The 25,948-nt window shown below is 69.4% G+C and carries 19 protein-coding genes; 10 read left to right on the top strand and 9 right to left on the bottom strand.

Features of this window, described 5'->3' with window-relative positions:
- Positions 1-9: 9 nt before the first annotated feature.
- Entirely contained in the window at positions 10-1,497 is a 1,488-nt protein-coding gene (locus tag G531_RS0112305) for a cytochrome ubiquinol oxidase subunit I (RefSeq protein WP_026927485.1), read from the bottom strand.
- Between the two features lie 124 nt (positions 1,498-1,621).
- Here G531_RS0112305 and G531_RS25245 point away from each other — a divergent pair, with 124 nt between their 5' ends.
- Complete coding sequence (locus G531_RS25245) at positions 1,622-2,032, top strand: BlaI/MecI/CopY family transcriptional regulator (protein WP_211221841.1); 411 nt, start codon at positions 1,622-1,624, stop codon at positions 2,030-2,032.
- On the opposite strand, the gene G531_RS0112315 is transcribed toward G531_RS25245, so the two are convergent.
- Entirely contained in the window at positions 1,999-3,966 is a 1,968-nt protein-coding gene (locus G531_RS0112315) for an ABC transporter ATP-binding protein (protein WP_051215433.1), read from the bottom strand. The genes G531_RS25245 and G531_RS0112315 overlap by 34 nt on opposite strands.
- On the bottom strand, positions 3,963-5,693 hold the full coding sequence (locus G531_RS0112320; RefSeq protein ID WP_026927487.1) for an ABC transporter ATP-binding protein: 1,731 nt from the start codon (positions 5,691-5,693) through the stop codon (positions 3,963-3,965). The genes G531_RS0112315 and G531_RS0112320 overlap by 4 nt, the downstream gene beginning before the upstream one ends.
- Before the next feature lie 187 nt (positions 5,694-5,880).
- Between G531_RS0112320 and G531_RS0112325 the strand changes: the two genes are divergently transcribed.
- Positions 5,881-7,350, top strand: coding sequence for an MFS transporter (locus G531_RS0112325; RefSeq protein WP_026927488.1), 1,470 nt, complete (start codon positions 5,881-5,883; stop codon positions 7,348-7,350).
- A gap of 287 nt (positions 7,351-7,637) precedes the next feature.
- On the opposite strand, the gene G531_RS22300 is transcribed toward G531_RS0112325, so the two are convergent.
- Entirely contained in the window at positions 7,638-9,449 is a 1,812-nt protein-coding gene (locus G531_RS22300) for an FAD-dependent oxidoreductase (protein ID WP_245630445.1), read from the bottom strand.
- A gap of 144 nt (positions 9,450-9,593) precedes the next feature.
- Between G531_RS22300 and G531_RS0112340 the strand changes: the two genes are divergently transcribed.
- Entirely contained in the window at positions 9,594-9,962 is a 369-nt protein-coding gene (locus G531_RS0112340; protein WP_026927490.1) for an ArsR/SmtB family transcription factor, read from the top strand.
- A 39-nt stretch (positions 9,963-10,001) separates the two neighbouring features.
- On the opposite strand, the gene G531_RS24685 is transcribed toward G531_RS0112340, so the two are convergent.
- A complete protein-coding gene (locus tag G531_RS24685) occupies positions 10,002-11,534 on the bottom strand; it encodes a MinD/ParA family ATP-binding protein (RefSeq protein WP_051215434.1) in 1,533 nt (510 codons plus the stop codon).
- Positions 11,535-11,823: 289 nt separating this feature from the next.
- Between G531_RS24685 and G531_RS0112350 the strand changes: the two genes are divergently transcribed.
- Positions 11,824-12,474 carry an HAD-IA family hydrolase gene (locus G531_RS0112350; protein ID WP_026927491.1) on the top strand — a complete coding sequence of 217 codons (651 nt, stop codon included), beginning with the start codon at positions 11,824-11,826 and terminating at the stop codon, positions 12,472-12,474.
- A 4-nt stretch (positions 12,475-12,478) separates the two neighbouring features.
- On the opposite strand, the gene G531_RS22310 is transcribed toward G531_RS0112350, so the two are convergent.
- Positions 12,479-13,984, bottom strand: coding sequence for a heavy metal-binding domain-containing protein (locus G531_RS22310; protein ID WP_035758761.1), 1,506 nt, complete (start codon positions 13,982-13,984; stop codon positions 12,479-12,481).
- Positions 13,985-14,125: 141 nt separating this feature from the next.
- Between G531_RS22310 and lysS the strand changes: the two genes are divergently transcribed.
- Positions 14,126-15,592 (top strand): lysine--tRNA ligase, encoded by a 1,467-nt coding sequence (gene lysS / locus G531_RS0112360; protein ID WP_026927492.1) that lies wholly within the window; start codon positions 14,126-14,128, stop codon positions 15,590-15,592.
- Positions 15,593-15,706: 114 nt separating this feature from the next.
- Here lysS and G531_RS24690 read toward each other — a convergent pair whose 3' ends face one another.
- The 3 genes from G531_RS24690 to G531_RS26475 are packed head-to-tail and all read right to left on the bottom strand — an operon-like array spanning position 15,707 to position 19,336.
- Entirely contained in the window at positions 15,707-16,711 is a 1,005-nt protein-coding gene (locus tag G531_RS24690; RefSeq protein WP_060929991.1) for a hypothetical protein, read from the bottom strand.
- Positions 16,708-18,720, bottom strand: a complete 2,013-nt coding sequence (locus tag G531_RS0112370) for an acyltransferase family protein (RefSeq protein ID WP_026927494.1) — start codon at positions 18,718-18,720, stop codon at positions 16,708-16,710. The genes G531_RS24690 and G531_RS0112370 overlap by 4 nt, the downstream gene beginning before the upstream one ends.
- Before the next feature lie 13 nt (positions 18,721-18,733).
- The gene (locus G531_RS26475; protein ID WP_051215435.1) at positions 18,734-19,336 is read right to left on the bottom strand and encodes a cell division protein CrgA; all 603 of its coding nucleotides are present in this window, start codon (positions 19,334-19,336) and stop codon (positions 18,734-18,736) included.
- A gap of 155 nt (positions 19,337-19,491) precedes the next feature.
- On the opposite strand from G531_RS26475, the gene G531_RS0112380 reads away from it, so the two are divergent.
- The 5 genes from G531_RS0112380 (at position 19,492) to G531_RS26155 (ending at position 25,945) form a co-directional block, all read left to right on the top strand.
- Positions 19,492-20,229 carry a DUF881 domain-containing protein gene (locus G531_RS0112380; protein ID WP_245630444.1) on the top strand — a complete coding sequence of 246 codons (738 nt, stop codon included), beginning with the start codon at positions 19,492-19,494 and terminating at the stop codon, positions 20,227-20,229.
- A gap of 214 nt (positions 20,230-20,443) precedes the next feature.
- Positions 20,444-22,528 carry a hypothetical protein gene (locus tag G531_RS22325; protein ID WP_145978623.1) on the top strand — a complete coding sequence of 695 codons (2,085 nt, stop codon included), beginning with the start codon at positions 20,444-20,446 and terminating at the stop codon, positions 22,526-22,528.
- Positions 22,528-23,979: a GT4 family glycosyltransferase PelF gene (gene pelF / locus G531_RS22330; protein WP_051215437.1), complete on the top strand. Its 1,452-nt coding sequence runs from the start codon at positions 22,528-22,530 to the stop codon at positions 23,977-23,979. The genes G531_RS22325 and pelF overlap by 1 nt, the downstream gene beginning before the upstream one ends.
- Complete coding sequence (locus tag G531_RS26150) at positions 23,976-25,307, top strand: hypothetical protein (RefSeq protein ID WP_026927496.1); 1,332 nt, start codon at positions 23,976-23,978, stop codon at positions 25,305-25,307. The genes pelF and G531_RS26150 overlap by 4 nt, the downstream gene beginning before the upstream one ends.
- On the top strand, positions 25,304-25,945 hold the full coding sequence (locus tag G531_RS26155) for a spherulation-specific family 4 protein (RefSeq protein WP_162143179.1): 642 nt from the start codon (positions 25,304-25,306) through the stop codon (positions 25,943-25,945). Before G531_RS26150 ends, G531_RS26155 begins: the two co-directional genes overlap by 4 nt.
- The last annotated feature ends 3 nt before the right edge of the window (positions 25,946-25,948 follow it).

The following is a 25,948-nucleotide window of genomic DNA, read 5'->3' on the forward strand; positions in this document are numbered from 1 at the left end:
GTGAACTCCTCAGTACGCGAAGGTCAGGGGTTCGTCGTCGTGCTCGACGACCTTGGGTTCTTGGACATCCTCGGGCAGACCCTTGCGGATGTAGTGCAGCATGAGTTTGACCTCGACCACCGCCAGGCTGCCGTACAGCAGCGTGAACACGATCATGGAGGTGAGTACCTGCGCCGCCGGTACGCCGGGGGAGACGGCCGCGATCGTCGGCATCCAGCCGAACACCACCCAGGGCTGGCGGCCCATCTCGGTGAAGATCCAGCCCATCGAGTTCCCGAACAGCGGCAGCAGCGGCAGCGCGATGAAGGCGGCCAGCCACCATCTGGTCCGGGGCAGGCGTTGGTGGCCCGACTTGCTCTTGCGCAGGAACAGCAGCATGAACACGCCGATCGCCACCGAAATCATGCCCAGGGTGATCATCATCCGGAAGGTCCAGTAGGACACCGGGATGTTCGGCGCGAAGTTCCGCGACACTCGTTGGGCCACTTCCGGGCCGTACAACTGCTCCAGCCGCGGGGTCATCGTCCGCTCGTACTCGGCCTGCGTGGTCACGATGCCGGGCACCGGCTCGGTGAAGTTGCCGTGCGCCAGGAACGACAGCAGACCCGGGATCTTGATCGCGCGGCAGTGCTCCTCGGACTGCTTGTCCACCGGGCAGATGGTCAACAGGGAGAACTCGGTGCCGTCGGTGAACGCGGCCTCGGCGGCGGCCATCTTCATCGGCTGGGCCTGGTACATCACCTTGCCCTGGAAGTCACCCGACAGGGACACGCCGATCCCGGCGAAGATCAGCACCCAGGCGCCGAACTTGGTCGCCCAGCGGAACGCATTCACGTCCTCGGCCTGCTCGGTGAGGCGACCGGCCCGGTTGATCCGCCACAGGTGCCAGCCGGCGACGCCGGCGACGAAGCCGCCGCCGACCAGCCAGGCGGCGGTCATCGTGTGCGGGAAGGTGGCCATGAAGACCGGATTGGTCAGCACCGCCAGGAAGCTGTCCAATTCGGCGCGGTTCTGGGTCTGGTCGATGTGGAAGCCCACCGGGTTCTGCATCCATGCATTGGCGGCCAGGATGAACGAGGCGCTCAGCGCGGTGCCGACCGCGACGATCCAGATCGTGGCCAGATGGACCTTCGGCTTGAGCCGGTCCCAGCCGAAGATCCACAGGCCCAGGAAGGTCGACTCCAGGAAGAATGCCAGCAGCGCCTCCAGCGCCAGCGGGGCCCCGAAAATGTCGCCGACGAACCGGGAGTAGTCCGACCAGTTCATCCCGAATTGGAATTCCTGCACGATGCCGGTGACCACGCCCATCGCGAAGTTGATCAGGAACAGCTTGCCGTAGAACTTGGTCAACCGGAGATAGGCGAGATTGCGCGTCCGCAGCCACACGCTCTGGAAGATCGCGACGATGAACGACAGCGACAACGTAATCGGCACGAAGAAAAAGTGGTAGACGGTTGTGATCCCGAACTGCCACCGGGCGAGAGTCACCGGATCCATGGCGGCAATGTACTACTGGGCGTCGTGGAAATTGAGGGGTCCGATGACCTTTCCTCTGTGCGAAACGTCACTACCGAAAGTAGTAGTCACTACGACCCGTAGTAGGAGGCGTAGACTGACCGTTGTGCCAGCTTTGGGAGAACTCGAGCAGCGGGTGATGGACCTGCTGTGGCGCACCCCCACCCCGGTGACCGTACGCCAGGTGCATGACGTGATCGGCGCCGAGCGGAAGCTGGCGTACACCACGGTGCTCACGGTGCTGGATCGGTTGGCGAAGAAGGCGATCGTACGCCGGACCCGGGCGGGCCGGCACTGGTTGTACCGACCCGCCTCCACCATGCCGGACCTGGTGGCGACCCAGCTGCTGCAGACGCTGCCCGACGTCCCGGCCGACCGGGTGGCCTGCCTGATCGAACTGGTCGGCCGGCTGCCCGCGGCCGAGCGTTCGGCCCTGGCCGCGGCGCTGCAGACCGTGCTGCCCGGCCCGCTCGGGCAGCCGACTCAGACCTCGGCGTCCACCGGCCCGCTGAACTGAGACAGGTACAGCCGGCGGTACGCCCCGTCGGCGGCCAGCAGTTCGTCGTGGTTGCCCTGCTCGACGATCCGCCCGGCCTCCATCACCAGGATCAGATCGGCATCCCGGATGGTCGACAGGCGGTGCGCGATCACGAAGCTGGTCCGATCCTTGCGCAGCGCGTTCATCGCCTGCTGCACCGCCACCTCGGTGCGGGTGTCCACCGAGCTGGTGGCCTCGTCCAGGATCAGCAGCGGGGCATTGGCCAGGAAGGCCCGGGCGATGGTGAGCAACTGCTTCTCCCCGGCGGAGAGATTGCTGGCCTCCTCATCGATCACGGTGTCGTAACCGTCGGGCAGGGAATGCACGAAGCGATCCACATACGTCGCCTCGGCCGCGGCGCGGACCTCCTCGCCGGTGGCGTCCAACCGGCCGTACGCCAGGTTCTCCTCGATCGTGCCGTGGAACAACCAGGTGTCCTGCAGCACCATCCCGATCCGGCGCCGCAGATCGGCCCGGGGCACGGTGGCGATGTCGGTGCCGTCCAGGGTGATCCGGCCGGCGTCGAGCTCGTAGAAGCGCATCAGCAGATTGACCAGGGTCGTCTTGCCGGCACCGGTCGGACCGACGATCGCGACCGTCTGCCCGGGGCGGACCACCAGGGACAGGTCCTCGATCAGCGGCTCGTCGGGGGAGTAGGAGAAGCTGACGTGCTCGAACCGGGTCTCCCCGCGTACCACCTGCAGCTGCCCGTCGGCCTCCGGACTCTGCTCGGGGGCGTCCATCACCGCGAACACCCGCTCGGCCGAGGCCACCCCGGACTGGAGCAGGTTCGCCATCGAGGCGAGCTGGGTCAGCGGCTGGGTGAACTGGCGGGAGTACTGGATGAAGGCCTGGACATCACCCAGGCTCATCGTCCCCGAGGCGACCCGCAGCCCGCCGAGTACCGCGATCACCACGTAGGAGACGTTCCCCAGGAACATGTTCGCCGGCATCATGATCCCGGAGATGAACTGCGACATGAACGAGGCGTGGTACAGCTGTTCGTTGCGCTCGGCGAAGACCCGTTCGGCCTCCTTGGTGTGACCGAAGACCTTGACCAGACTGTGCCCGGTGTAGGCCTCCTCCACGTGGGCATTCAGTTCGCCGGTGGCCGCCCAGGTGCGTTTGAAGTGGATCTGCGCCTTGCGGCCGATCAGCACCGAGATCCCCATTGCCGCGGGCACCACGATCAGCGCCACCAGCGCCAGCGTCGGGGAGATCCAGAACATCATGATCAGTACGCCGATCACCTGCAGCAGCGCATTCAGCATCTGCGACAGGGTCTGCTGCATCGTCTGGGAGACGTTGTCGATGTCATTGGTGGCGCGGCTGAGCAGTTCGCCGCGGGGCTGCTTGTCGAAGTAGGACAGCGGAAGCCGGCTCAACTTCGCCTGCAGATCGGCGCGCATTCGGTAGATGGTGCGCTGGATCGCCCCGTTCAGCACCCAGCCCTGGACGAAGGAGAAGATCCCGGAGACCAGGTAGAGCGCCAGGGCGAGCAGCAGGATCCGGCCGAGCTGGTCGAAGTCGATGCCCTGACCGGGGACGACGTCGAGGCGGGCGAGCATGTCGGCGAACCCGCCCTGCCCGTTGGCCCGGAACAGCTCGACGGCCTGGTCCTTGGACAGCCCGGGCGCGAGCTGCGGCAACAGCATGCCCATCACGCCGGTGAACACCACATCGGTGGCCCAGCCCAGCACCTTCGGGCCCAGCACCATCAGCGCTACCCCGATCACCCCGAGGACAATCACCCCGGTCAGCACCGCCGCCTCCGGGCGCATCCGGCGTACCAGCCGCTTCAGGGAGGGGCCGAAGTTGATCGCCCGCTCGTTGACCCGCTGGGCCATCGGTCCGTGCTGCGGCCCGGTGGGCGCGTTCTTGGGCCGTTCGGGGGCCTGTTCGGTGCGGCTCATGCGACCTCCTCCACGCTCAGCTGCGAGGCAACGATCTCGGCGTACGTCTCGCAGGTGCGCAGCAGTTCCTCGTGCCGGCCGCGGCCGACCATCCGACCGTCCTCGAGCACGATGATCTGGTCGGCGCCCCGGATCGTGGAGATCCGCTGCGCCACGGTGATCACCGCCGCGTCGGCGGTGACCGGGCCCAGGGCCTGCCGCAACCGGGCGTCGGTGGCCACGTCCAGGGCGGAGAAGGCATCGTCGAACAGGTAGATCTCCGGCCGCTTCACCAGGGCGCGGGCAATCGCCAGGCGCTGCCGCTGACCGCCGGACAGGTTGGTGCCGCCCTGGGCGACGGGGGTGTCCAGGCCCTCGGGTTTCTCCCGGACGAAGTCGCCCTGGGCGACGTCCAGCGCGGCCCACAACTGGTCGTCGGTGGCCTCGGCGGCGCCGTAGCGCAGGTTCTCCGCAACGGTGCCGGAGAACAGGAAGGCCTTCTGCGGGACCAGCCCCAGTCGCCCCCACAGCGTTTCCGGTTCGATCTCGCGGACATCGACCCCGTCCACCCGCACCGATCCGGAAGTCGCATCGAACAGCCGCGGGATCAGGCTGATCAGGGTGGTCTTGCCCGATCCGGTGGAGCCGATCACCGCGGTGGTGGTGCCGGGCTCGGCGGTGAAGGAGATGTTCGACAGCACCGGGGAGTCGGCTCCCGGGTAGCAGAAGGACACGTTGTCGAACTCGACGGTGGCCCGCCCGGGCAGGGTGCGTACGCCATCGACCGGCGGCACGACCGAGCTCTCGGTGTTCAGGACCTCCATGATCCGCTCGGCACACACCGCGGCCCGCGGGGCGATCATGAACATCATCGAGGCCATCATCACCGACATCAGGATCTGGATCAGGTAGGTCAGGAAGGCACTCAACTGGCCGATCTGCAGGTCCCCGGACGCGATCCGGTGCGGGCCGAACCACAGCACCGCCACCTGGGACAGGTTCATCACCAGCATCACCACCGGGAACAGCGCCGCCATGATCCGGCCGACCTTGGTGGTGGTGTCGGTGAGTTCGGCGTTGGCGACCTCGAAGCGCTGCTCCTCGTACGGCTCGCGAACGAAGGCGCGCACCACCCGGACGCCGGTGATCTGCTCGCGCAGGATCCGGTTCACCGCATCGATCCGGGTCTGCATCACCCGGAACAGCGGGCCGGCACGACCGATCAGCAGGCCGATCGCCAGCGCCAGCACGGGCACCGCCACCGCCACCAGAATCGACAGTCCGGGGTCCTCGCGCAGCGCCATGATCACCCCGCCGATCATCGTGATCGGTGCGGCGACCACCATCGTGCATGTCATCACCACCAGCATCTGCACCTGCTGCACGTCATTGGTGTTGCGGGTCAGCAGCGACGGAGCACCGAAGTGATTCATCTCCCGGGCGCTGAACGACAGCGTCCGGTGGAACTGGGCCGCCCGGACGTCGCGACCGAAGCTCATCGCGGCCCGGGCGCCACAGCCGACGGCGGCGATGGTGCAGACCACCTGGACCAGGGAGATCGCCAACATGATGCCGCCGGTGCGCCAGATGAAATCGGTGTCGCCCTTGGCAACACCTTCATCGATGATCCGCGCGTTGAGCGTGGGGAGCAGCAGGGATGCCATCGTCCCCACGATCTGGAGCAGAACTACCGCGATCAGCAGACCCCGGTAGGGGCCCAGGAATCGCTTGAGCAGGGTGAGAAGCACGATCCGCCTCGAGCCGGCCGCCGGTTCGGCCAGGTTCGGTCTCCGGGTGCGTTGTGCGCACCGCACAATCATAGGCGTCGGCACCCAATGGTTCGCTCAGGATTTTCCCTGGGTTTTCCACGGCGGTAACGGCGGACGGCCCGGTCCTTCTAGGCTGAGTTGCACCTATCTCGACCCGGGGGCACAGATGAGCTCGCAGCCAGGCACCACCGTCGTTTCGAAGTTCCGATTCACCGATCGTCATCTCGCCGGCATCGTCCTCGCGGTGACAACGTATTTCCTGTTCGCGCAGACCGTCCTCAATGTGATCGGGATGATGCGCGAGGACCTGGGCCTCGACGCCTCCCAGGGCAATGTCGCGGTATCGCTGACCAGCCTGTGTGCGGGCATCACCGTCGTCATCTTCGGCGGACTCGCCGACCGCGTCGGGCGGAAGCGGATCACCCAGTGGGGGCTGGTCCTCAGCTTCGTCGGGTCGCTGCTGATCGCCCTCACCCCGTCCCAGGCGGGGCTGGCGACCACGCTGGTGCTGTACTCCGGGCGGGTGCTGCAGGGCCTGTCGGCGGCCTGCATCATGCCGGCCACCCTGGCTCTGGTGAAAGCCTTCGTCGACGGTCCGGCCCGGCAGCGCGCGCTGTCGTTCTGGTCCATCGGCTCGTGGGGCGGCGCGGGCCTCACCTCCCTGCTCGGCGGTCTGGTCGCCTCCGCGGTCGGCTGGCGCTGGATCTTCGTGGTGGCCATGGCGGTCGCCGTGGTGTCATTCCTGCTGATCCGGGACCTGCCGGAGTCCAAGGCCGACACCGAGGCAGTGGGCAGCTTCGACTATGTCGGGCTGATCACGTTCGTGGTGGCCCTGATCGCGATCAATGTCTGGATCAATCAGGGGGCAACCCTGGGCTGGCTGTCCCCGACGTCGTTGGTGCTGCTGGCGGTGTTCGTCATCGGGCTGGTGCTCTTCCTGCGGACCGAACGTCGGGTCGCCTCGCCGTTCATGGAGCTGGAATTGTTCAAGGATCGGCTGTTCACCGGCGCGACCGCGTCCAACTTCATGGTGAACATGGCGATCGGGACCCTGCTGGTGGCGCTGGGGGTGGTGCAGGCCGGGGCCGGGTTCAGTGCGCTGCAGGCGGGCCTGCTGACCATCGGCTACCTGATCGGCGTGCTGGTCGCCATCCGGCTCGGCGAGCGGCTGCTGAAGAAGCACGGACCGCGGTTCCCGATGCTGTTGGGCACCTTCCTCGCCGCCCTGGGCATCCTGCCGCTGGCGTTCACGTTCCTGCTGATCGGGCAGTACGTGGTCGTGGCGGTGCTGGGCTTCACCCTGTTCGGTGTCGGGTTGGGTCTGTACGCCACCCCCTCGCTGGATGCCGCGCTGACCAATATTCCGGCGGACCGGGCGGGTTCGGCCTCCGGCATCTACAAGATGGCCTCGCTGCTGGGCGGGGCGTTCGGGACGGCCATCTCCGGTGCGATCTATTCCGGGCTCGCCGGGATTCCCGCGGAGGCGGTCGCCTTCACCACCGATCACTTCCTCGGCCGGGTGGACAACGCCGCGGTCCGCTACGCTGCCATGGTCGCGCTCCTGGTGAACGTGGCGATCGCGGTGATCGCGCACCTGATCGTCCGCGCCACGATTCCGCGTACGCCGAAGCAGTAGCCGCCGGGGTCGACGTCGGCGTTCCCGCGTCGGGAGATTGGGCGGTCGGCGTTCCCGCGACAGCAAGTTCGGGGTGGGTGCCTCCCGCGATGGCTCGGGCGGGGAAGCGATGGCAGAGGGTTCCCGCGGGGTGTTGCAACAGGCGCGGGAAACTTTTCTGGGTGCGTGATTGCCGGAGCCGTCGCGGGAATGACGGCCGGCGCTTTACCTGTCGCGGGAGGCCTGGCCCCGGCCGGATCCGTCGCGGGAAGGACGGCTGGCGCGTTACCTGTCGCGGGAAGGGCGGCTCAGCCGAGTTCGTCGGCCAGGGCGGTGACCCGGCGCCGGATGTCCTCGCGGATCAGCCGCATCCGCTCGGCCCCCTCGATGCCCCGGGTCGAGGGCTCATCGGTCTCCCAGCGTTCGATCGGTGCCCGACCCGGGTTCTCGATCTGCGCATCCGACCCGATGATGACGACCCGATCGACGCTGTCGAGCAGCGCCGGGTCGATGGGCTTGGGAAACTCCCCGGCCATACTGGCCCCGATCTCGGCCACCGCTGCGGCGGACTCGGTGTTGAGCGCCTTCCCGGGCCTGGTGCCGGCCGAATGCACGGTGATCCGGTCCCCGGCGATCTGCCGCATCAGCGCGGCGGCCATCTGGGATTTGCCGCCGTTCTTCACGCAGACGAACAGGACTGACGGACTCATGAGGGGGCTCCTGGGCTGGGTCGGGTGTGGTGACTGGGCCGGGCGTGTTGGCTGGTCCAGGCCTGGGTCGCCACCTGAACGGCGTCCCAGGGTGAGCCCAGCGGGGGGCGTGTAGGACAGATCGAGTTCGCTGACCGCCGCGACGCTCATGTCATGGAAGAGCGCCGTGGCACAGGTATCGACCCGTTTGGCGGTTTCGGTACCCCGGGCGCCGATCAGTTGGGCGCCCAACAGCCGACCGGACTCGCGATCCCCGGTGACCCGGATCGTGATCGGGCTGGCCCCGGGGTAGTAGGCCTTGTGGTCATCGGGGGTCGCGGTGGTGGACACCGGGTGGTAGCCGGCCGCGGTCGCCTCCCGCTCCCGCAGCCCGGTCCGTGCGGCGACCAGATCGAAGACCTTCACCACCTGGGTGCCGAGGCTGCCGGCGTACCGCGCGGCGCCACCGATCGCGTTCTCTCCGGCGATCCGACCCTGCTTGTGTGCCGTGGTCCCCAACGGCAGATAGGTCGTGCCCAGCAGACGATGGTGGGTGACCACACAGTCGCCGGCCGCCCAGATGTGCGGCAGCCCGGTCGCCATCGTGTCGTCGACCAGGACCGCACCCCGGGGTCCGGTGCCGGCTCCGGCCCGAACGAGCAGGTCGGAGGCCGGGGTGACCCCCACGACCACCAGCACCAGATCCACCGTCCACGACAGCGGGTCCCCGTCCGGGCCGGCTGCGGTCACCACGATGCCGGTGGCGGACTTCGCGAATCGGGTGACCCGGCACCCGGTGCGTACCTCGACCCCGTGCCGCTCGAGTTCGGCGTGCACCAGGGCACCCAACTCCGGATCGACCGTCGGCAGCACCTCGGGCGCCATCTCTACCTGCGTCACCCGGATTCCGCGCGCGGTGAGGCCCTCGGCCATCTCGAGGCCGATGTAACCCGCGCCGACGATCAGGGCGGTCGTCGGCTCGATCCGCTCCAGCGAGTCGGTCAGGGCGAAGGTGTCCCCCATCGAGTGCAGCAGGTGCACTCCGTCGGCCGGGCCGAGTTCGGCGAGCCCGGCGATGGGCGGGCGGACCGGCTCGGCGCCGGTGCCCACGACCAGGGCGTCGTAGTCCAGGGTCGAGGTCGTGCCGGTCCGATCGCGCAGGCGTACGCGCTGCCCCGTCGCCTCGATCGCGGTGGCCACGGTGTCCAGCCGCAACTTCATCCCGGTGGCTGTGAGGTCGGCGTACGTGCGGTGGGCCAGGTTGCTCCAGTGCGTGACCTCACCGGAGATGTAGTAGGGGATGCCGCAGATCGAGAAGTTCGGGTAGGAGTCGGCGACGACGACGGTGACGTCGGTGGCGGGGTCGAGTTCGCGGGCGCGCAGCGCGGCGGAGATGCCGGCGTCGCTGCCGCCGATGGCAACCAGGTGCATCAGATCGGTCCCTTCGGATCACTCGGTCGTCGGGTCGGTCGCGGAGGACGCAGTCGAGCAGCAGATGACGTACGAACCTATTGATTCGACCAACATCGATATGGACAGCGTTGCCCACAGAATCCGGGGTTGTCAATATTGAGTATGAGCACCATCGAGAATGCCCCGCTCGCCGTCGAGGATGGCCCGGTCGCGGGTTGTGGACCGGTCCGAGCGCCCGGCCGCGGGCTCGACGTGTCGGCCGCGGAACGGGCCGCGACAGTGTTCAAGGCGCTGTCGGATCCGGTGCGGCTGCGGCTGTACTCCCGGATCGCGGGTGCGGCCGGCGAGGTCTGCGTGTGCGACATTCAGGATGTGGGGGTCTCCCAGCCCACGGTGAGCCATCACCTGCGCAAGCTCCGCGAGGCCGGCTTGATCGACAGCGAGCGCCGGGGCACCTGGGTCTACTACTGGCCGGTTCCGGGCGGCCTCGCAGCGGTCGAGAGTGTACTGGACTCGGTCACCGGCCGATGAGCCGAAGTCGCCGACCGGGTCAAGCCCTCCCCGCTCGGGTCACTCCTTGTTGGCCACCTGAATGAGCCGGCGGGAGACCTCCGCGGCCAGCCGCAGCGCCGCCCGCTGGGTGGCGGGCTTCAGCGACGCGTACTTGATCACGCCACCGTCGGCGATATGCGGATCCACCGGGATCTCCACGATCGGGTGGGACGAGCCGAACCAGCCGGCGCCACTGCTCTTCACATCGGCGCGGGAGTCGGCCGGACCGTTGGTGGCCGCGATCACCGTACGCTCCAACAGCCCCGGGTTGACCGTCTGGAGGGTTTCCAACATCCGGGCAGCCGGAATCAGCGAATCCTTGCGCCACTTGGTCGGCACCACCAGGCAGTCGGCGACCCGCGCGGCGGCGAGCCAGTTGGGCGCGGCCTCGTTGTTGCCGGTGTCGACCACGATCACCTGGAAGTACCGGGAGAAGATGTCGTGGATCAGCTCGAAGTCGGTCTTGGAGACCACCTCCACCGAGTTCGAGGCCGACCCCAGGGTGTAGAAGGTGCCCTGGCTCTGATGGTTCAGAAACTGGGCCAGATCGGTGAACTGGGAGTACGGCTGGCGCAACTCGTCGATGTTGGCCAGCAGATCCCGGACGTTGCGCCGGTGGATCGACTCCGACCGGTCGGGCATCGTGCCCCGCAGCTCATTGTTGTCCCAGGCCACCACGCCGCCGCCGCGTGCCATCCCGAAGGCCGCGGCCAGCAGCAGGCTGGTCGGGGTCTTGCCCGCACCGCCCTTGGGGTTGGCGATCATGATGGTGACCGGCCGGCTGAAGATGGTCTTGGCGTCGGCCATATCGCGCTGTTGGTCGCGCTCCTTGGCCGAGGGGCCCAGGCCGAAGGCCTTGCGCCAGCCACTGGTCGCCTTCGCGCCGTGCTCGTCGGTCTCCAGGCGCTGAATCAGATCCCCGGCCGACACCTCGGCGGTCTGCTCCGGGGTCATCGGCGCGCTCTGCTCGGCCGGGCGCGGGGCAACGCTGGGCGTCTGCTCCGGATTGACCCGGGGCTGCGGCCGGGTGCCCTGTTGCGGGCGCGGCTCGGGGCCGGTTCGGGGTTGCGGCGTACCGCTGGGGCTCCGGGCGCCGGGCGGGGCACCCGCGGTCCGGATCGGCCGCCGGCCCGAGTCCTGGCTGTCCGCCTCCCGCGGCGCGTCCGAGGTCTCCTCGCTGTCGGCCGGTTCGCGACGTGGTTGCCCGTACGCGGCGTTCAGCTCGGCCGCCCGCGACCGCCCGGCACGGTTGTCCGCGGTGGGCGCCTTCGCGGCGGCACTGCCGCGTTCGGCGTTGGCGTGGCGTTCGGCGTTGGCGTCGCGTTCGGCGTTGGCGTCGCGTTCGGGCCGGGCGTCGCGCTCGGCGGCGGAATCGGTCGATTCGGTCGACTCCGGGCTGTCCTCGACTTCGGGATCGTCGACGTAGCCGTCCGCGGCGCGGCCCGGCTGGGAATCGCGGGTCAGATCGACGTCGGAGAGTCCGTCGTCGATGTCCCAGGTGCGCTTTCCGATGCGGCCTGCTTGGTCAGGATCCCGCGGAAGTTCGCTCAATTTAGTCCTCCGGCTAGGGCTGGCGCTTGTCAACCTAACACCAAGAATCTGCTGAACGGGGGACGCAGGCCGTTTCGGCGCCTCAGGCGGCACAAGAGTCTCATCCTTTACTTGAGGGCTTGCGGGCTGTGCGGACGTGTGGGTTGTCGGTCCGGGCAGGGCGACCGGGGCTCGGATTTCGGTCGGCACCTAGACTGCGCGCGGGAAGTCCGTCGGGCGTCCCGGGGCCGCACAGGCCCACTGGTGGGAAGCCGGCCGCCACAGCGACGCCGGCGGGAGGAGTGACGTGATGTCCGGCGCACTGGATCGTGATTTCGCCGCGGTGATCTTCGACATGGACGGAACCCTGATCGATTCGACCCCGGCGGTGATCCGGTCCTGGACCACCTGGGCCCTTGAATACGGCATCACTGCTGAGCAGCTCGCTGATTCCCACGGGTTGCCGGCGGCGGCCCTGGTACGCCGGCTGATCCCGGCCGATCGGGCCGAGGAGGCCACCCGGCGGATCGTCGACCTCGAACTGACCGATCTTGACGGCGTGGTCGCCCTGCCCGGAGCCGCCCGGGCATTGCAGGTGCTTGGTGACCGGGCCGCGATCGCGACCAGTTCCACCCGCGTGCTCGCCGATGCCCGGCTGCGGGCCTCCGGGATCCCGGTACCGACGGTGGTGATCACCGTGGACGACGTCACCCACGGCAAACCGGATCCCGAACCCTTCCGGACCGCGGCGCACCGGCTCGGCCAACGCCCCGAGGACTGCCTGGTGGTCGAGGATGCCCCGGCCGGTCTGGCCGGGGCCGCTGATGCCGGCTGCGCCACCCTGGCGGTGGTCACCACCAACACCCCGGACCGACTGACCCGGGCCGACCTCATCGTGCCCAACCTGGGTCAGGTGGACTGGTCGCTCAGCGACCGGGGGATCCGCCTGACCCGGCGCTGAGCCCTCAGCGCTTCCCGGACCCCCACGGCCAGCCCTGGCCGCCGTACGGATTCTGCTCGTCGGTGCTGCCTTCGGCCGGGCGTACGCCGTCGGCGGGCTGTCCCGACTGGGCCTGATCCGTGGCGGGCCGGTTGTGCTCGGTGGACGCCTGCTCCCCGCTCCGGCCGGGTTCGGCGTACGGATTCGAGGCGGGTTCGGCGTACGGGTTGGCGGCGGGTTCGCCGTACGGGTGGGCGCCCTGGCCGTACGGGTTGGGCTGGCCGCTGCTGTACGGACCGGTGCCGGCCGGTGCGTACGGGCTGGACCCGCCGGCGAACGGCGAGTCCTGCGGGCCGGCCGGCCCCTGGGTCTGCCGCGGGCCGTGCAGGGTGGTGGCCTCCGGATCGAAGCCCTCCCCGGTCGGCTCGGCGGCCTGCCGCACCTGTCGGGGGACCAGGGTGGTCACATCGGGATCCGGCTCCTTGTCGGTGTCGGGCGCGGCCGGGTCGGCCGCCGCGGTGGGGCCGGTGGCGGTACCGGTCGATTGCGCCGCGGTCGGGGCGCTGTGTTCGGCACCTGCCTGGGTCGCCGCACCGGCACCGGTGGGCTGTGCGGGCGTACCGGTGGTCGGCGCCGGCGTACCGGTGGTCGGGGCGGAGGTGGCAGTCGCGCCCACGACGTGCCCGGTGCTGCCGGCGGTCGGGGCGGCGGGGTCACCGAGGTCCCGGTAGGGCTCATCGTCCGCGGCGCTGAGATCCTGATCGCTCAGGTCCTGGTTGTCCGCGTTCGGATCGTCCTCGTCCTCGTCGGAGAAGACATAGGTGTCACCCTCGAGCTCCTCGAAGAACATCTCCTCATCCAGCCAGGTGACCGCGGTCCCATAGGCCACGACCTCCTCGGCGGTGGAGTCGAAGCGCAGCCCGATCACGGCGTCGGCCCCGGCCCGATCGGCCATCTCCGCCATCTGGGCGACCGCCTGCTGACGGGCCCGGACCAGGTCGGCGAGCGACCCCTGCCGCGGGCGCAGCGCGATCCCGATCACCTCGCCGAGGGTGGCGAGCACGAACTCCTCGGGGTCCTCCTCCAGGGTGTGCACCGGGATCGCATGCTGGGCGATCTCGACGAGCTCGCCGGTGTCGGCGTGCGATTCGGCCGACGGGGCCGCGGCGGGCGGCTGCTCCGGCGGTCGCGGCGGTTCGGCGGCCGAAGCGGGCTTCTGGTAGGGGTTCTGCGGCTGACCGTAGGGGGCCTGCTGGCCATAGCCCGGCGGCTGCTGCGGCGGCTGTCCGTACGGCTGCGGCGGTTGGGGGGCGCCGGGCGGCGGCTGCTGCGGGTAGGGACGCTGCTGCGGCGGCGCTCCGTACGGATTCGGCTGTCCGTAGCCGGGCTGCGGCTGGCCCTGCGGCGGCTGGCCCTGCGGCGGCTGACCGTAGGGGTTCTGCTGGGGCTGTCCGCCCGGGCGCTGCCCGTACGGGTTCTGCTGCTGCCCTCCGTAAGGATTCTGGCCGTATGGATTCTGCCCGTAGCTCATGGCGAACACCCTACCCACCGCAGCCCACCGGCGGCGGGGGGAGGCCCGCGGGGGCGCGGCATCGGTAGGGTGTCCCGGGTGAGCCGAACCGATGATTCCCCGACCCCCGCGACCGCACCCGACGCCGATCTGCCCGAGCAGATGCAGGTACGCCGGGACAAGCGCGACCGGCTGATCACCGAGGGCCGCTACCCCTATCCGGTGCAGGTGCCGCGGACCCACACGCTGCGCGCGGTGCGGGCCCAGTGGGGTGAGCTGGCCGCGGGCGAGGAGACCGACCAGGTGGTCAGCGTCGCCGGGCGGGTGGTGTTCATCCGCAACACCGGCAAGCTGTGCTTCGCCACCCTCCAGGAGGGCTTCACAGAGGACAACAACGGCGAGCGGCTGCAGATCATGCTCTCGCTGGCCGAGGTCGGCGAGCAGCGGCTGGCCGACTGGAAGGCCGACGTCGACCTGGGCGACTGGGTCTCGGCCACCGGGCGGGTCATCGCCTCCAAGCGCGGCGAGCTGTCGATCATGGCCACCGAGTGGACGCTGGCCTCGAAGGCCCTGCGCCCGCTGCCGAACCTGCACTCCGAACTGGGCGAGGAGACCCGGGTCCGGCAACGGCACAGCGACCTGATCGTCCGCGACGCCGCCCGGGACATGGTCCGGACCCGGGCCGCGATCACCCGCTCACTGCGGGAGACCCTGCACGCCGACGGGTACCTGGAGATCGAGACTCCGGTGCTGCAGATGATGCACGGCGGCGCCGCGGCCCGCCCGTTCCGCTCCCACCTGAACGCCTTCGACATCGACATGACGCTGCGGATCGCGCTGGAGCTCTACCTCAAGCGGGCGATGGTCGGCGGGGTCGACCGGGTCTACGAGATCGGTCGGGTCTTCCGCAACGAGGGCATCGACTCCTCCCACGCCCCGGAGTTCACCATGCTCGAGGCCTACCAGGCCTGGGGCGACCAGTACACGATCGCCGAGCTGACCAAGCAACTGATTCTGGATGCCGCGGACGCCGTCGGGACGCGGACGGTCCGGCACGGGGAGCAGGAGATCGATCTGGGCGGGGACTGGGCGTGGGTCTCGGTCTACCCGGGCCTGTCGGCGAAGCTGGGGGAGGAGATCACGCTGGACACCCCGGCCGCGCGGCTGCGGGAGATCGCCGATCGCCATGAGGTCGCCCACGATGCGTCGTGGGGGGCGCAGAAGCTCGTGCTGGAACTGTTCGGCGAACTCGTCGAACCGGACCTGATTCAGCCCACCTTCGTGCACAGCTATCCCGCGATCGCGCAGCCGCTGGCCCGGTTGAACAGCGCCGAGCCGCGCCTGGTCGAGGCGTGGGACCTGATCATCGGCGGGATGGAACGCGGAACCGGCTTCTCCGAGTTGATCGATCCGGTGGTCCAGCGCGAGGTGCTCACCCAGCAGTCGCTGGCCGCCGCGGCGGGTGATCCGGAGGCGATGCAGCTGGATGAGGACTTCCTCGCCGCGCTGGAGGCCGGCGCGCCCCCGATGGGCGGGATGGGGCTGGGGCTCGACCGGTTGGTGATGCTGTTCACCGGTGCCGGGATCCGCGAGACCATCCTCTTCCCGCTGCTGAAACCGCACGGCTGAACCGTCGGGTGTGCGGATCGCGTGGCTACTTTGCAGTAGACCCGGGTTTCCGGTCGATTCGGACCATCGACCAGCACGATCCGCACACTGATCCCCGATGACCGGGCCCGGCGCTCAGCCGTGCAGCGCCGCGCGGCCCTCGGGGGAGTCGAACAGCTGCTGCAGGCTGTGTGTGGCCCCGGGAACCCGGTGCTGGGTGTGCCGTTGATAGACGTCCTTGCCGTAGACGGTCTCCAGATAGCCGTAGTAGCGCATCGCCCGCTCCACCCGGTTGCTGCCCTGCACCATGGCCGCGCAGGACTGGTCCATCGACGGTGATCGCGGGTCGTTGTCCTTCAGCCCGATCAGGTACCACACGGTCCGTTCCCCGTAGCGCTCCCGCATCGTGTTGGCCCCGACCTTCGCGGCGAACCCGGTCAGCTTGTCGGTGCCGTAGCGCCACTGGTGGTAGCTCGGGCAGGCCGCGAGCTCGGCGGCGGAGACGTCCGGGCGGTAGGCGTCGAAGTACAGGTAGCTCGAGGGGTCGCCGACCACGAAGCGTTCGGCATCGTGGGCCGACGCGGCGGCATACCGGGTGGTGAACTGCGCCCCGCCGGAGAACCCGGCGACCACGCGGGGCAGCGCGATCCGCTCGGTCAACTGCTCCAGCACCGCGAAGGAGGAGACCTGGGTGTCGTTGGCCGGGTCGCCCTGGGCCCAGTTCACCGCGCCCCAGCGCAGTTCGCCCCGTTTGGGCTGCTGCAGCCAGATGAAGCCGGGGGCCACCACCAGGGTGGTCGCCTGTTGCTGGGCGGGCATCGTGCGCAGCGCGAGTTCGGCGAACTCGCAGGCCCCGCCGCCGTAGCCGTGCACCACGAACAGCACCCGGGTGGCCTGCTGGGCGACCAGATCGGCCGAGCCGTTGGCGCAGTAGTTGAAGGTGTTCCCGGCGATGTTGGTGGTCCGGGGCTTGACCCGGTTCTCCAGCGGCGCCGCGTCGCGGATCGGTGCGGCCGGCGATTCCGCCGGCGGTGGGACCGGTTGCGGCTCCTGCTTGGCGCAGCCGGTGACCAGCAGCAGGCACAGCACACACAGCAGGATCGTCAGCCGCGATCCCGCCGCCGGTGCCTTCCCTCTCATTGGGCCAGCGCCGTGTGCCATTGCCCGGCGAATTCGTCGATCAGCGTTCGGGCGTAGGTCTTGCTCAGATGGTTGTCGTCCATGTAGACGTACACCCCACCGATCACCCCGGTGCAGAGCCGGCCGGGGCAGATGTACTCGGTCAGGTCGATCGAGGGGTAGCGGGCGTCGTCATTGACCGGTTTCTGATCCAGGAGCTTCTCCGAGACGTTCGCGGTGCACCGCAGGGCGTCGGCGCCGTAACGCTGGACGCACTCGGGCATGTCGAAGCTCCAGCGGGGGTTGTCCCGGATCCCGATCGGCCGGATCCCTACGTCGATCAGCGGTTGCATCGCCTCCGCCATGCCGATCAGCGGTTCCTCCTCGTTCCAGCCGGGGTTGGACCAGGTGTCGACGGTCACCAGGATGTCGGGCCGTTCCTGGAGCAGGAAGCGGGTCACCTCCCGATTGTGCGCCGCGCAGGCCGGCGCGATCAGCTCGGGAATCTCGACGGTGTAGCGACAACCGCCGTGGGTCAGCAGGATCACCCGGTAATTCTCCGCCCGGGCAATCTCGGCCAGCACCGTGATCCATTGCTCGGTGTGTGAGTCGCCGACCATCGCGATGGTGAGGTCCGGGTGGCCCTGCGCGGCGACCTCGGTGCAGCCCGATGCCGGCGGCGGGTTGTCCGGATTCGGGGCACAATGCGGCAACGGATCGTGCCAGTCCCGGCCGATCACGGCGTCGCCGGGCGCGATCCGGGCCCGGGTCGCCTCCGGGGTGTACGGGGCGCCGGGAGTGATCGCCTGTGCGCCCGGGCGGTTCTCGGCCTGCAGCCGGGCGTTGTCGACCTGCACCCAGCGAACCGCGCCGCCGATCGTGCCGACACTGACCAACAGCACCGCCGCGGTCACCAGCACCCCGCGCCAACGCCGTTGGGCACGCTGGTTGAACCGTCGCTCGATCAGCCGGGTACTGATGTCGGCGAACAGCACCGACAGGCCGATCACGATGACCCCGTCGAGCGCGTCCAACTCGGTCTTGCCGGCCGTGTCGAGGTAGTAGACGTAGATCGGCCAGTGCCACAGATACAGCCCGTACGCCCGGTCGGCCAGGAATTTCACCGGGCGGGTGGACAGCCACCAGGCGGCGTACGCCGGGCGGAGCACCGAACCGGCCCAGATCACCGCGATGGTCGAGAGCACCGGGTAGAGCGCGGCCATGCCGGGGAAATTCTCCCGGCCGACAACCACACCGGTCGCGAGCACGCCGGCCAGACCCATCCACCCCAGCAGGATCTGCAGCGGCTTGCGCAGCGTCGGCGCGGGGAGCACCGCGACCAGGGAGGCCAGCGCGAACTCCCAGGCCCGCGCGAAGGTGTCGAAGTACGCCGCGGCGGGATCCTCCGCGATCGCCACATGGGCGTACCAGAAGGAGGCGACGGTGATCAGGGCGAACAGCACCGCCAGCAGGTAGGAGACCCGGGTCCGCAGCAACTTGGCCAGCCCGATCGCCAGCAGCAGCACCAGCGGCCAGATCACGAAGATCTGACCCTGCACCGACAGCGACCAGTAGTGCTGCAGCGGGCTGGCCAGGGCGTGGGAGTCGGCGGTGTAGTCGGTCGAGGCCTGGATCAGCGCCCAGTTCTGCCAGTAGAACAGGGAGGAGAACGCCTGGTCGACCAGGGTGGGCCAGCGTACCGGCGGCAGCAGCAGGTAGCCGGCGAGCAGGGTCACCAGAATCACCACGGCCGCCTGGGGCACCAACCGGCGGAAGCGCCGGACGAGGTAATCGGCGAAGTCGAACTGATCCCCGCGGCGGGCCATACTCCCGGCCAACAGGTACGCCGAGATGATCAGGAAGACGTCGACCCCGCCGGAGATCCGCCCCTCGCCCCACAGGTGGAACACGATCACCAACGCGATCGCAACGCCGCGCAGGCCGTGGATCTCGGGTCGATGCCCGGTTGCCGCCGCCCCGGCGCGACTGCGGGCGGGGACGGCGGCAGCGGCGGGAACGGTCCGCGTCATGGGCGCCCCGGCGCTACTTCCACAGGGTCATGGTGAAGAAGGAGGCGCCCATCAGGCCCATCCCGATCAGGATGTTCCAGTTACCCAGCTTGCCCATGACGGGCACGTCGAAAATGAACCCGGTGACCGAACCGATGTAGAACACCACCAGCCAGACCACACCGAGCAGCAGCAGCACCAGGAACAGCGGCACCACCCAGCGGCGCGAACCGGGACCGGCGACCTTCTTCTTGCGCTTCTTCTTGCCCTTGGTGTTGCGGGCCTTGGGGCCGCGCCGGTCGACCGACGAGGCGGCCTTGCCGGTCGACTTCGCCCTGCTCTTCGGGGTCGCGTCGGCGTCCTCGGCCGCATCCTCGCTCGCCGCGTCGGAATCCTCGGCGACAGTGGTCCGGGCCTTCTTCGGGGCGGTGTTGCGGGACCGCTTGGCCGGCCCGGCTTCGGCCTCGGTCGGCTCGTCGGTCTCGGTCGGCTCGTCGGACCCGGTCTCGCTCGGGTCGGCGGCGGACACGTCGGCCAGGTCGTCGGCGGTCTCCACGCGCGCCCCCTCGGCCACGACGGCCTCTTCGGTCAGGGTGCTCTCGGCGTCGGTAACGGCCGGCTTCTTCTTTTTGGCCAACGCTCCTCCTTTGGTTTCGCCGAGTAGCGTAGCCGACAAGACTGGCCCACCCAATGTCGAGAAGCTCGCAACCACCGGGCATCGCGCGCCTCGGGCCGGACGCATCCGCGGTGGAGGGAGCCGGTGTGACCTGGTGGGAGAGGGGACGCGGAGTCTTGCGCGAAGCGCGCGACTTCCAGCGGCGCCGCTCCAGCGGTCGGGCCCGGATCGCCACGATCCTCACCATGGTGGTGATCGGGGTGATGTTGAGTGCCAGCGCCCTGCATGCCCGGGGGACCGATCTGCGGCCGACCCGGAACACCAGCCTGGCCGGTCTGGTCGAGGACAAGTCGGCCAGCAACCGGGAACTGGCCCGCCGGGTGAGCGCCCTGCGGGCCGAAGTCGATGCCCTCGGCGTACCGTCGCAGACCGACGGCGGGCAGGCCCGGACCGAACTGGCCCGGGTGGCGGCCGCCGCGGGGACCGAACCGGTGCACGGGCCGGCGGTCACCGTGGTGCTCTCCGATGCGCCCACCTCGGTGCGGGCGCCCGACATCGACCAGGATCTGCTCGTGGTGCACCAGCAGGATATTCAGGCCGTCGCGAATGCAATGTGGCAGGCCGGTGCGGAGGCCATGACGATTCAGGGGCAACGGGTGTTGGCCACCACCGGGATCAAGTGCGTCGGGAACTCGGTCGTCCTGCACGGCATCCCGTACGCCCCGCCGTACGAGATCACCGCCATCGGCGACACCGGCCGGATCCGTCAATCTTTGCAGGACTCGGCCCACCTGCGGGCGTACCGGCAATTTGCCGATGCATACCACCTGGGTTATGAGGTCAATACCCAGGCGGACGCGGAATTGCCCGGATATCAGGGGGCATTGACGCTCAAGTACGCAAACCCCGGCTGACTGCCCTTATTTACGAGGGCAATACTGCTTCGGAAACACGGTTTCGCGATAGTACGGATCGGTCCATATTATCGAGGCAGCAGGCGCGGGTGTCCGAAAAACGCACCGAGCTCCGGGGGGACTCGGGCGGGGGCTTCGCCTGTGTCGCCCAGTGATCAGCCTATTCGGGGGAAATGCACTCATGCCGAAAACTCGAGGTCGCCGTCTGCGGTCGGTGCTCCCTGCCGTGGCGTTGGGGCTGGCCCTGATCGTGACGGGGTGCACCGCGCCGGCCCCGCCCGAGCAGCACCAGGACTCCAGCCAGACCCCCACCGGCCCGGCGGCCGAGCCCGCCAAGGTGGCCGTGGAGTTGCGCACCCTGGTGCTCGATGACGGGAGCAACATGATCCGCTCCCTGGCCGACCGGCTGGTCCGCGAAGGCGTCCCGGTGGAGCGGGTGCTGCTGGGAGATCGCTCCCGCAAGGCGGTGACCCGGGACATGCTGGCCGGCACCGACGCCTCGGGCGCGGTCACCGCACATTTCTCCGGAATCGTGGCGCCGTCGCTGACCTCCGGCGCACTGACCGCGGCCGAACAGGCGACCCTGTCGGAATATGTGAGCACCTTCGGCGTGCGGAGCGTACGGACCGACATGACGGCCCTGTTCCCCGAGAACTTCGCGGAGGTGTCGACCGATGGCGCGAAGGTGAACTTCAGCGAGGCAGCCGCTGCCGGTCCGTTCTCCTACCTGCAGCGCAGCATCACCTTCGATGAGTCGGAGGCGGGCGGGTATCGGGCGCCGAAGGCCGGACGCCCGCCCAAATTGGCCGCCGCGGCGCAATATCAGCCGCTGGCCACCATGGATGTCCCGGGCGGGGGCACCGCCGATCTCCTCGCGGTGACCCGGGAGGGCAATCGCGAGGAGATGCTGGTCACCCTGGAGGGCGACCCCGAGCAGGCCCACATCCAGGCGCTGACCCACGGCATCATTCGCTGGCTGAACCGGGACGTGACCACGTCCTACAGCCGCAACTACTTCTCGGTGGACAGCGATGACGTGCTGTTGCCCAACGCGCAATGGAGCGTGGCCGGACACTGTGAGGTCGGGCGCAACTGCCCGCCGACGGTGGAGCAGCTGCCCCCGATCCGGATGACCGCCGCCGACATCGATTATCTGGTCGCCTGGCAGCAGGGTTCCGGCATCAAGGTCAGCCTCGCCCTGAACGGTGCCGGGGCGGGCGAGCATGCCCTGTCCAACTCGGGGCGGGACGCGCTGATGGAGCAGATGGTCGCCCAGCGTTCCGAACTCCGCATCCTGAACCACACCTGGAACCACAACTTCCTCGGGTGTGACCGGGTCCTGCTGCCCGATGACTGGCGGTGCCTCGGGGACGACAAGGGCAACACCCGCTGGATGAGCAAGAAGGACATCTACGCCCAGGTGGCCAAGAACCAGCTGTTCGTGGAGAAGAACGGCTTGGAGAACTACAACCAGACCGAACTGGTCACCGGCGAGCATTCCGGACTGGCAAAGCCGCCGCAGCAGCCCACCGACAACCCGAATCTGGCACCGGCCCTCGACGAGGCGGGGATCAAATGGGTCGCCTCGGACACCTCCACCGAGGCTGAGCCGCGGCAGATCGGCGGGGCCACGACGGTGCCGCGCTATCCGATCGACCTGGACTACAACACCCCGACCGGGCGTCAGGTGGCCGATGCGTACAACTGGAAGAACACCTCGAAGGCCGACGGCGGCTCCGGCGAGTGCGAGACCGCCACGGACAATCCGTGCGTGGCCCCGATCAACATCGACACCGGGTTCAACCAGGTGATCGCGCCGATGGAGGGGGAGAAAGCGTACGCCCACGTGGTCGCCAACGACGCGCGGCCCCACTTCGTCCATCAGGCCAACTTCACCGGCGATCGGGTGATCTATCCGATGCTCGACAACATGCTCGGGCGCTACCACGCCACCTTCGCCGACTCCAGCCCGCTGCTGAACCCGACCATGTCCGAGGCCGGCACCGACCTGATGAACCACCGCCACTGGAGCGAGGCGACCGGCCATGTGGTGGCCTCGGTCGCCGGGCAGACCGTCCGGCTCAGCAACACCGGGACCACGCCGGCGCTGGTTCCGGTCACCGTGCCCGAGGGGGCCCGCACCGTCCGGGACGGACAGCTTACCGGCGGGTTCGGGACGAGCTACCAGGGGGCGACCTCGGACTGGGTCAGCGTGGCCCCGGGGGCCACGGTCACCATTCAAACGTCCGCGACGTCCGGCTTCGCCACCGACGCCACCTGGTCAGCGAAAGGCAACTGATGCGCGTAGGCCTGTTCACCGAGGGCACCTACCCGGTCACTTCCGGTGGTGTCAGCACCTGGTGTGAGCATCTGATCACCGGGCTGCCGGAACACACCTTCGTCCCGATCACGCTGATCGGGGGGACCGAGACCGCCCGCAGCGGGCTCCCGGACAATGTGGCCGAGGTGACCCTGGTGCCGATGTGGGGGCACGAACGCGCCCCGGTGCCGATCGTGGACTCCGGGGATGCCGCCGCACTCGGCCGGATCCTGCGCCGGCTGTGGACCGCGGTGCTGCCCGCCGAGGGCGACGGTGACCTGGCGGGGTTCACCGCCTGCCTGAAGGAGCTGACCGGCTGGCGCGGCCACCGGTTGGGCTCTCTGCTGAGCCGCCACGGCAGCACCCGGCACATCATTGACGCCTGGACCCGGCACCGCACCGGGCGGGCCGATCTGCCGGTGATGACCCTCGCCGATGCCGCCGCGGCGGCGGCCATGGTCGATCGGATCCTGGCCCTGGCCGACCGTCGATTCCCCGAGGTGGACATCAGCCATGTCGCCTCCAACGGGTCGCCCTCGATCCTGGCGCTGGGCCGCTGGTGGCAGCACGGCACCCCGATCGTGGTGACCGAGCACGGGATCTACCTGCGCGAGCGCCTGCTGGCCCTGGCTGCCGGCGACCTGAACTGGTCCACCCGGTCGGTGATCGGCACCTTCCTGCGCCTGCTCACCCAGGCCACCTATGCCGAGGCCGTCGCGATCGCCCCGGTGAGCGACTTCAACCGGGACTGGGAGCTGTATCTGGGGGCGGATCCGTCCCGGACTCGGACGATCTACAACGGGGTCGACACCACCGGCTACCGCCCGATCGGCAGCGAGCCGGCCGAGCCGACCGTGGTCTTCGTCGGCCGCATCGATCCGCTGAAGGCACTGGAGGTGCTGGTGGATGCCTTCGCCCTGGTCCGCGACCGGGTGCCCGGGGCCCGACTGCGCATCTTCGGTCCGACGCCCTCGGGCAACGAGGCGTACCTGGCGAGTCTGCAGGAGCAGGTCCGGCTGGCCGGGCTGACCGAGAGCGTCAGCTTCGAGGGCGCGGTCGAGTCGTCGATGACGGCGTTCGAGGCGGCCACCGTGGTCGCGCTGTCGAGCATCTCCGAGGGCCTGCCGTACGGGGTGATCGAGGCGATGATGGCCGGGCGGCCCAGCGTCAACACCGACGTCGGCGGGGTTGCCGAGATCGTCGGCCGCGACGGTACCTGCGGGATCGTGGTGCCACCGCGCGATCCGGAGGCCTTCGCTGCCGCCCTGACCGACCTGCTCACCGATCCGGCCCGGCGGCACGCGCTCGGTCGGGCCGCCCGGGAGCGGGCCACCCGCCTGTTCAACATGGCCGACTTCCTCGATGCCTACCGGGACCTGTACCGCCGGGCGTACGACAGCGCCGATCACCCGCTGGTGGGTGCCCGATGAGCGCCGGGACCGTGGCGCCGACCCCGGGCGGTCGGGCAGCGCTGCAGCAGGTGGCGGCCTCGGGGACCGACATCTACGAGGTCACCGCGCGGCTGGAGTCCTCCGGCGTCTCCCGCGGGGTGGCTGCCGCGCACGGCTACGAGTCGGTGTTCGACTTTGCCCACACCATCACCGAACAGGTGCCCGCCGAGGAAATGCAGGCGTCCCGGCAGCGTCATTCCGGGCGCAACCGGGTCTCCCTGCGGGCCTCGCTGATCCGCATGGTGGTGATGCTGTGCGGGGTCATCCTGTGTGCCACCAGCCTGCCGCAGGCCTCGGAGATGGCCGTGTTCCTGATGGCGGCCAGCGGCTGGATCGTGGGCCAGGCGGTCAGCGCGTCCGCCTGGTACGCCTGGGGTGCCGGCCGCCGCCGTGACGGGATGGCCGCCGCCGGGGTCGTGGGTCTGGTCCTGCTGGTCGTCTCCGCCATCGCCGCGGCCGTGTCCGGACTGCCCGGACTCCTGGTCTGGGTCGGGGTCGGCGCCGCAACGCCGATCCTGCTGCTGCTGGCCAACGGGGCTGTCCTGGTGGTCGCCGGAGTCGCCACCGCGGCGATCTGCGGGATCTCCTGGTTCGCCCGCAACCACTACGCCTGGGCGCCGTCCGCGCTGGCGCCGGTGGGGATTCCACTGGCCTACGCGATCACTGCGGTCGCGGTCCTGGTCGCGGCCGTGCTGCTGGTCCGCGAGGTGCGGGGCGCCCGGCCGCGGTATGTCCGCGGCGGCGCCCGCGCCCTGATCGTGGCCCTGCTGCAGGTGCTGTTCCAACTGGTCGTGCTGCTGCAGATCTTCCTCGGCGTCGGGGCCAGCGAGTTCGGCGCGGTCGCCCTGGCGGTGATGGCTGCCGGTGCCCTGACCGACCCCCTGCTCACCGTGCAGGCGATGTGGACCCATCGGGTCTCCCAGCGGTCGGACTCCTGGCGCCGCGGACGGTTCCAGATCGGGCTGTTGGGGGTGGTGATCGTGGTGATCGTGCTCGTGATCACCGCCGCCGCGGTCCTGATCGTCCTGTCCGACCCCTACCGGATCACGCTGAACGAACCGGCGATCGTCGCGGCCGCGGTGTTGTGCAGCGCGGTGATCTGCGGCACGAACATCCTGTTGCGGACCGGCTCCCGACTGAGTGCCATGCTGTTCGCGGCGCTGGCCGAGCTGCTGGTGGCCATCACCTTGTTCTTCCCGGCCGACGAGCCGAGCGGGTTCTACGCGATGGCGGCGATGGCGGCGCTGATCAGCCTCCTGGCCCTGCTGGTGGCCGCGGCGCGCTTCGGACATCCCACGGCGTGGTGAGCGCCCGTCCGGCGGCGCCCTGGTACGTCCATCCGAGCCAGGATGCGGCGGCCTGGCGCCGGCTGGTGGAGGGCTGCGGGCTGGCCTTCGCGGTGATCAACGTGCACAACGGCCCGGGGACCGAGCCGGATCCGGCGTACCGGGCCGCCCTGGCCGACGGGAGTGCGACCCGGCTGCTCGGCTATGTCGATGTGGCGTACGGGGCGCGGCCGGTCCGGGCGGTGCTGGCCGAGGCGGCCGAATGGCGGGCCCGCTACGACGTCCGAGCGGTCTTCCTCGACCAGGTACCCAGCACCCTGCGGGCGGGCGCGTGGTCGCTGGAAGTCGTCGATGCCCTCCGCGCCGCCGACTGCGAACTGGTCGCGCTGAACCCCGGGACGGTGCCCCATCCCGACGTGGTCCGCGTGGCCGATGTCACCTGCGTCTTCGAGGGCACTGTCGGCCAGCATGCGCGGGCGCAGTACCCGGCGTGGTTGAATGCCTCTCGTGAATCCGGCGTGTGGCACCTCATCCATTCGTGCCCACCGTGGCGCCAGCAGGCGGCCCTGCGGCGCGCCGCCCGGCACGGGGCACAGTTCGCCTGGGCCACAGCGGGCAAACCCCCGAATCCCTGGCAGCAGCTACAGAAGCGGTGGTGACCA

Source organism: Granulicoccus phenolivorans DSM 17626 = NBRC 107789 = JCM 15570, assembly GCF_000423085.1.
GTDB classification, from domain to species: domain Bacteria; phylum Actinomycetota; class Actinomycetes; order Propionibacteriales; family Propionibacteriaceae; genus Granulicoccus; species Granulicoccus phenolivorans.

Excerpts from the sequence above, each read along its gene's own strand:
- G531_RS0112305 (WP_026927485.1), bottom strand. The coding sequence starts at position 1,497 with ATGGATCCGGTGACTCTCGCCCGGTGGCAGTTCGGGATCACAACCGTC.
- G531_RS0112315 (WP_051215433.1), bottom strand. The coding sequence starts at position 3,966 with ATGAGCCGCACCGAACAGGCCCCCGAACGGCCCAAGAACGCGCCCACC.
- G531_RS0112325 (WP_026927488.1), top strand. The coding sequence starts at position 5,881 with ATGAGCTCGCAGCCAGGCACCACCGTCGTTTCGAAGTTCCGATTCACC.
- G531_RS22300 (WP_245630445.1), bottom strand. The coding sequence starts at position 9,449 with ATGCACCTGGTTGCCATCGGCGGCAGCGACGCCGGCATCTCCGCCGCG.
- G531_RS0112340 (WP_026927490.1), top strand. The coding sequence starts at position 9,594 with ATGAGCACCATCGAGAATGCCCCGCTCGCCGTCGAGGATGGCCCGGTC.
- G531_RS0112350 (WP_026927491.1), top strand. The coding sequence starts at position 11,824 with ATGTCCGGCGCACTGGATCGTGATTTCGCCGCGGTGATCTTCGACATG.
- G531_RS22310 (WP_035758761.1), bottom strand. The coding sequence starts at position 13,984 with ATGAGCTACGGGCAGAATCCATACGGCCAGAATCCTTACGGAGGGCAG.
- lysS (WP_026927492.1), top strand. The coding sequence starts at position 14,126 with ATGCAGGTACGCCGGGACAAGCGCGACCGGCTGATCACCGAGGGCCGC.
- G531_RS24690 (WP_060929991.1), bottom strand. The coding sequence starts at position 16,711 with ATGAGAGGGAAGGCACCGGCGGCGGGATCGCGGCTGACGATCCTGCTG.
- G531_RS0112370 (WP_026927494.1), bottom strand. The coding sequence starts at position 18,720 with ATGACGCGGACCGTTCCCGCCGCTGCCGCCGTCCCCGCCCGCAGTCGC.
- pelF (WP_051215437.1), top strand. The coding sequence starts at position 22,528 with ATGCGCGTAGGCCTGTTCACCGAGGGCACCTACCCGGTCACTTCCGGT.
- G531_RS26150 (WP_026927496.1), top strand. The coding sequence starts at position 23,976 with ATGAGCGCCGGGACCGTGGCGCCGACCCCGGGCGGTCGGGCAGCGCTG.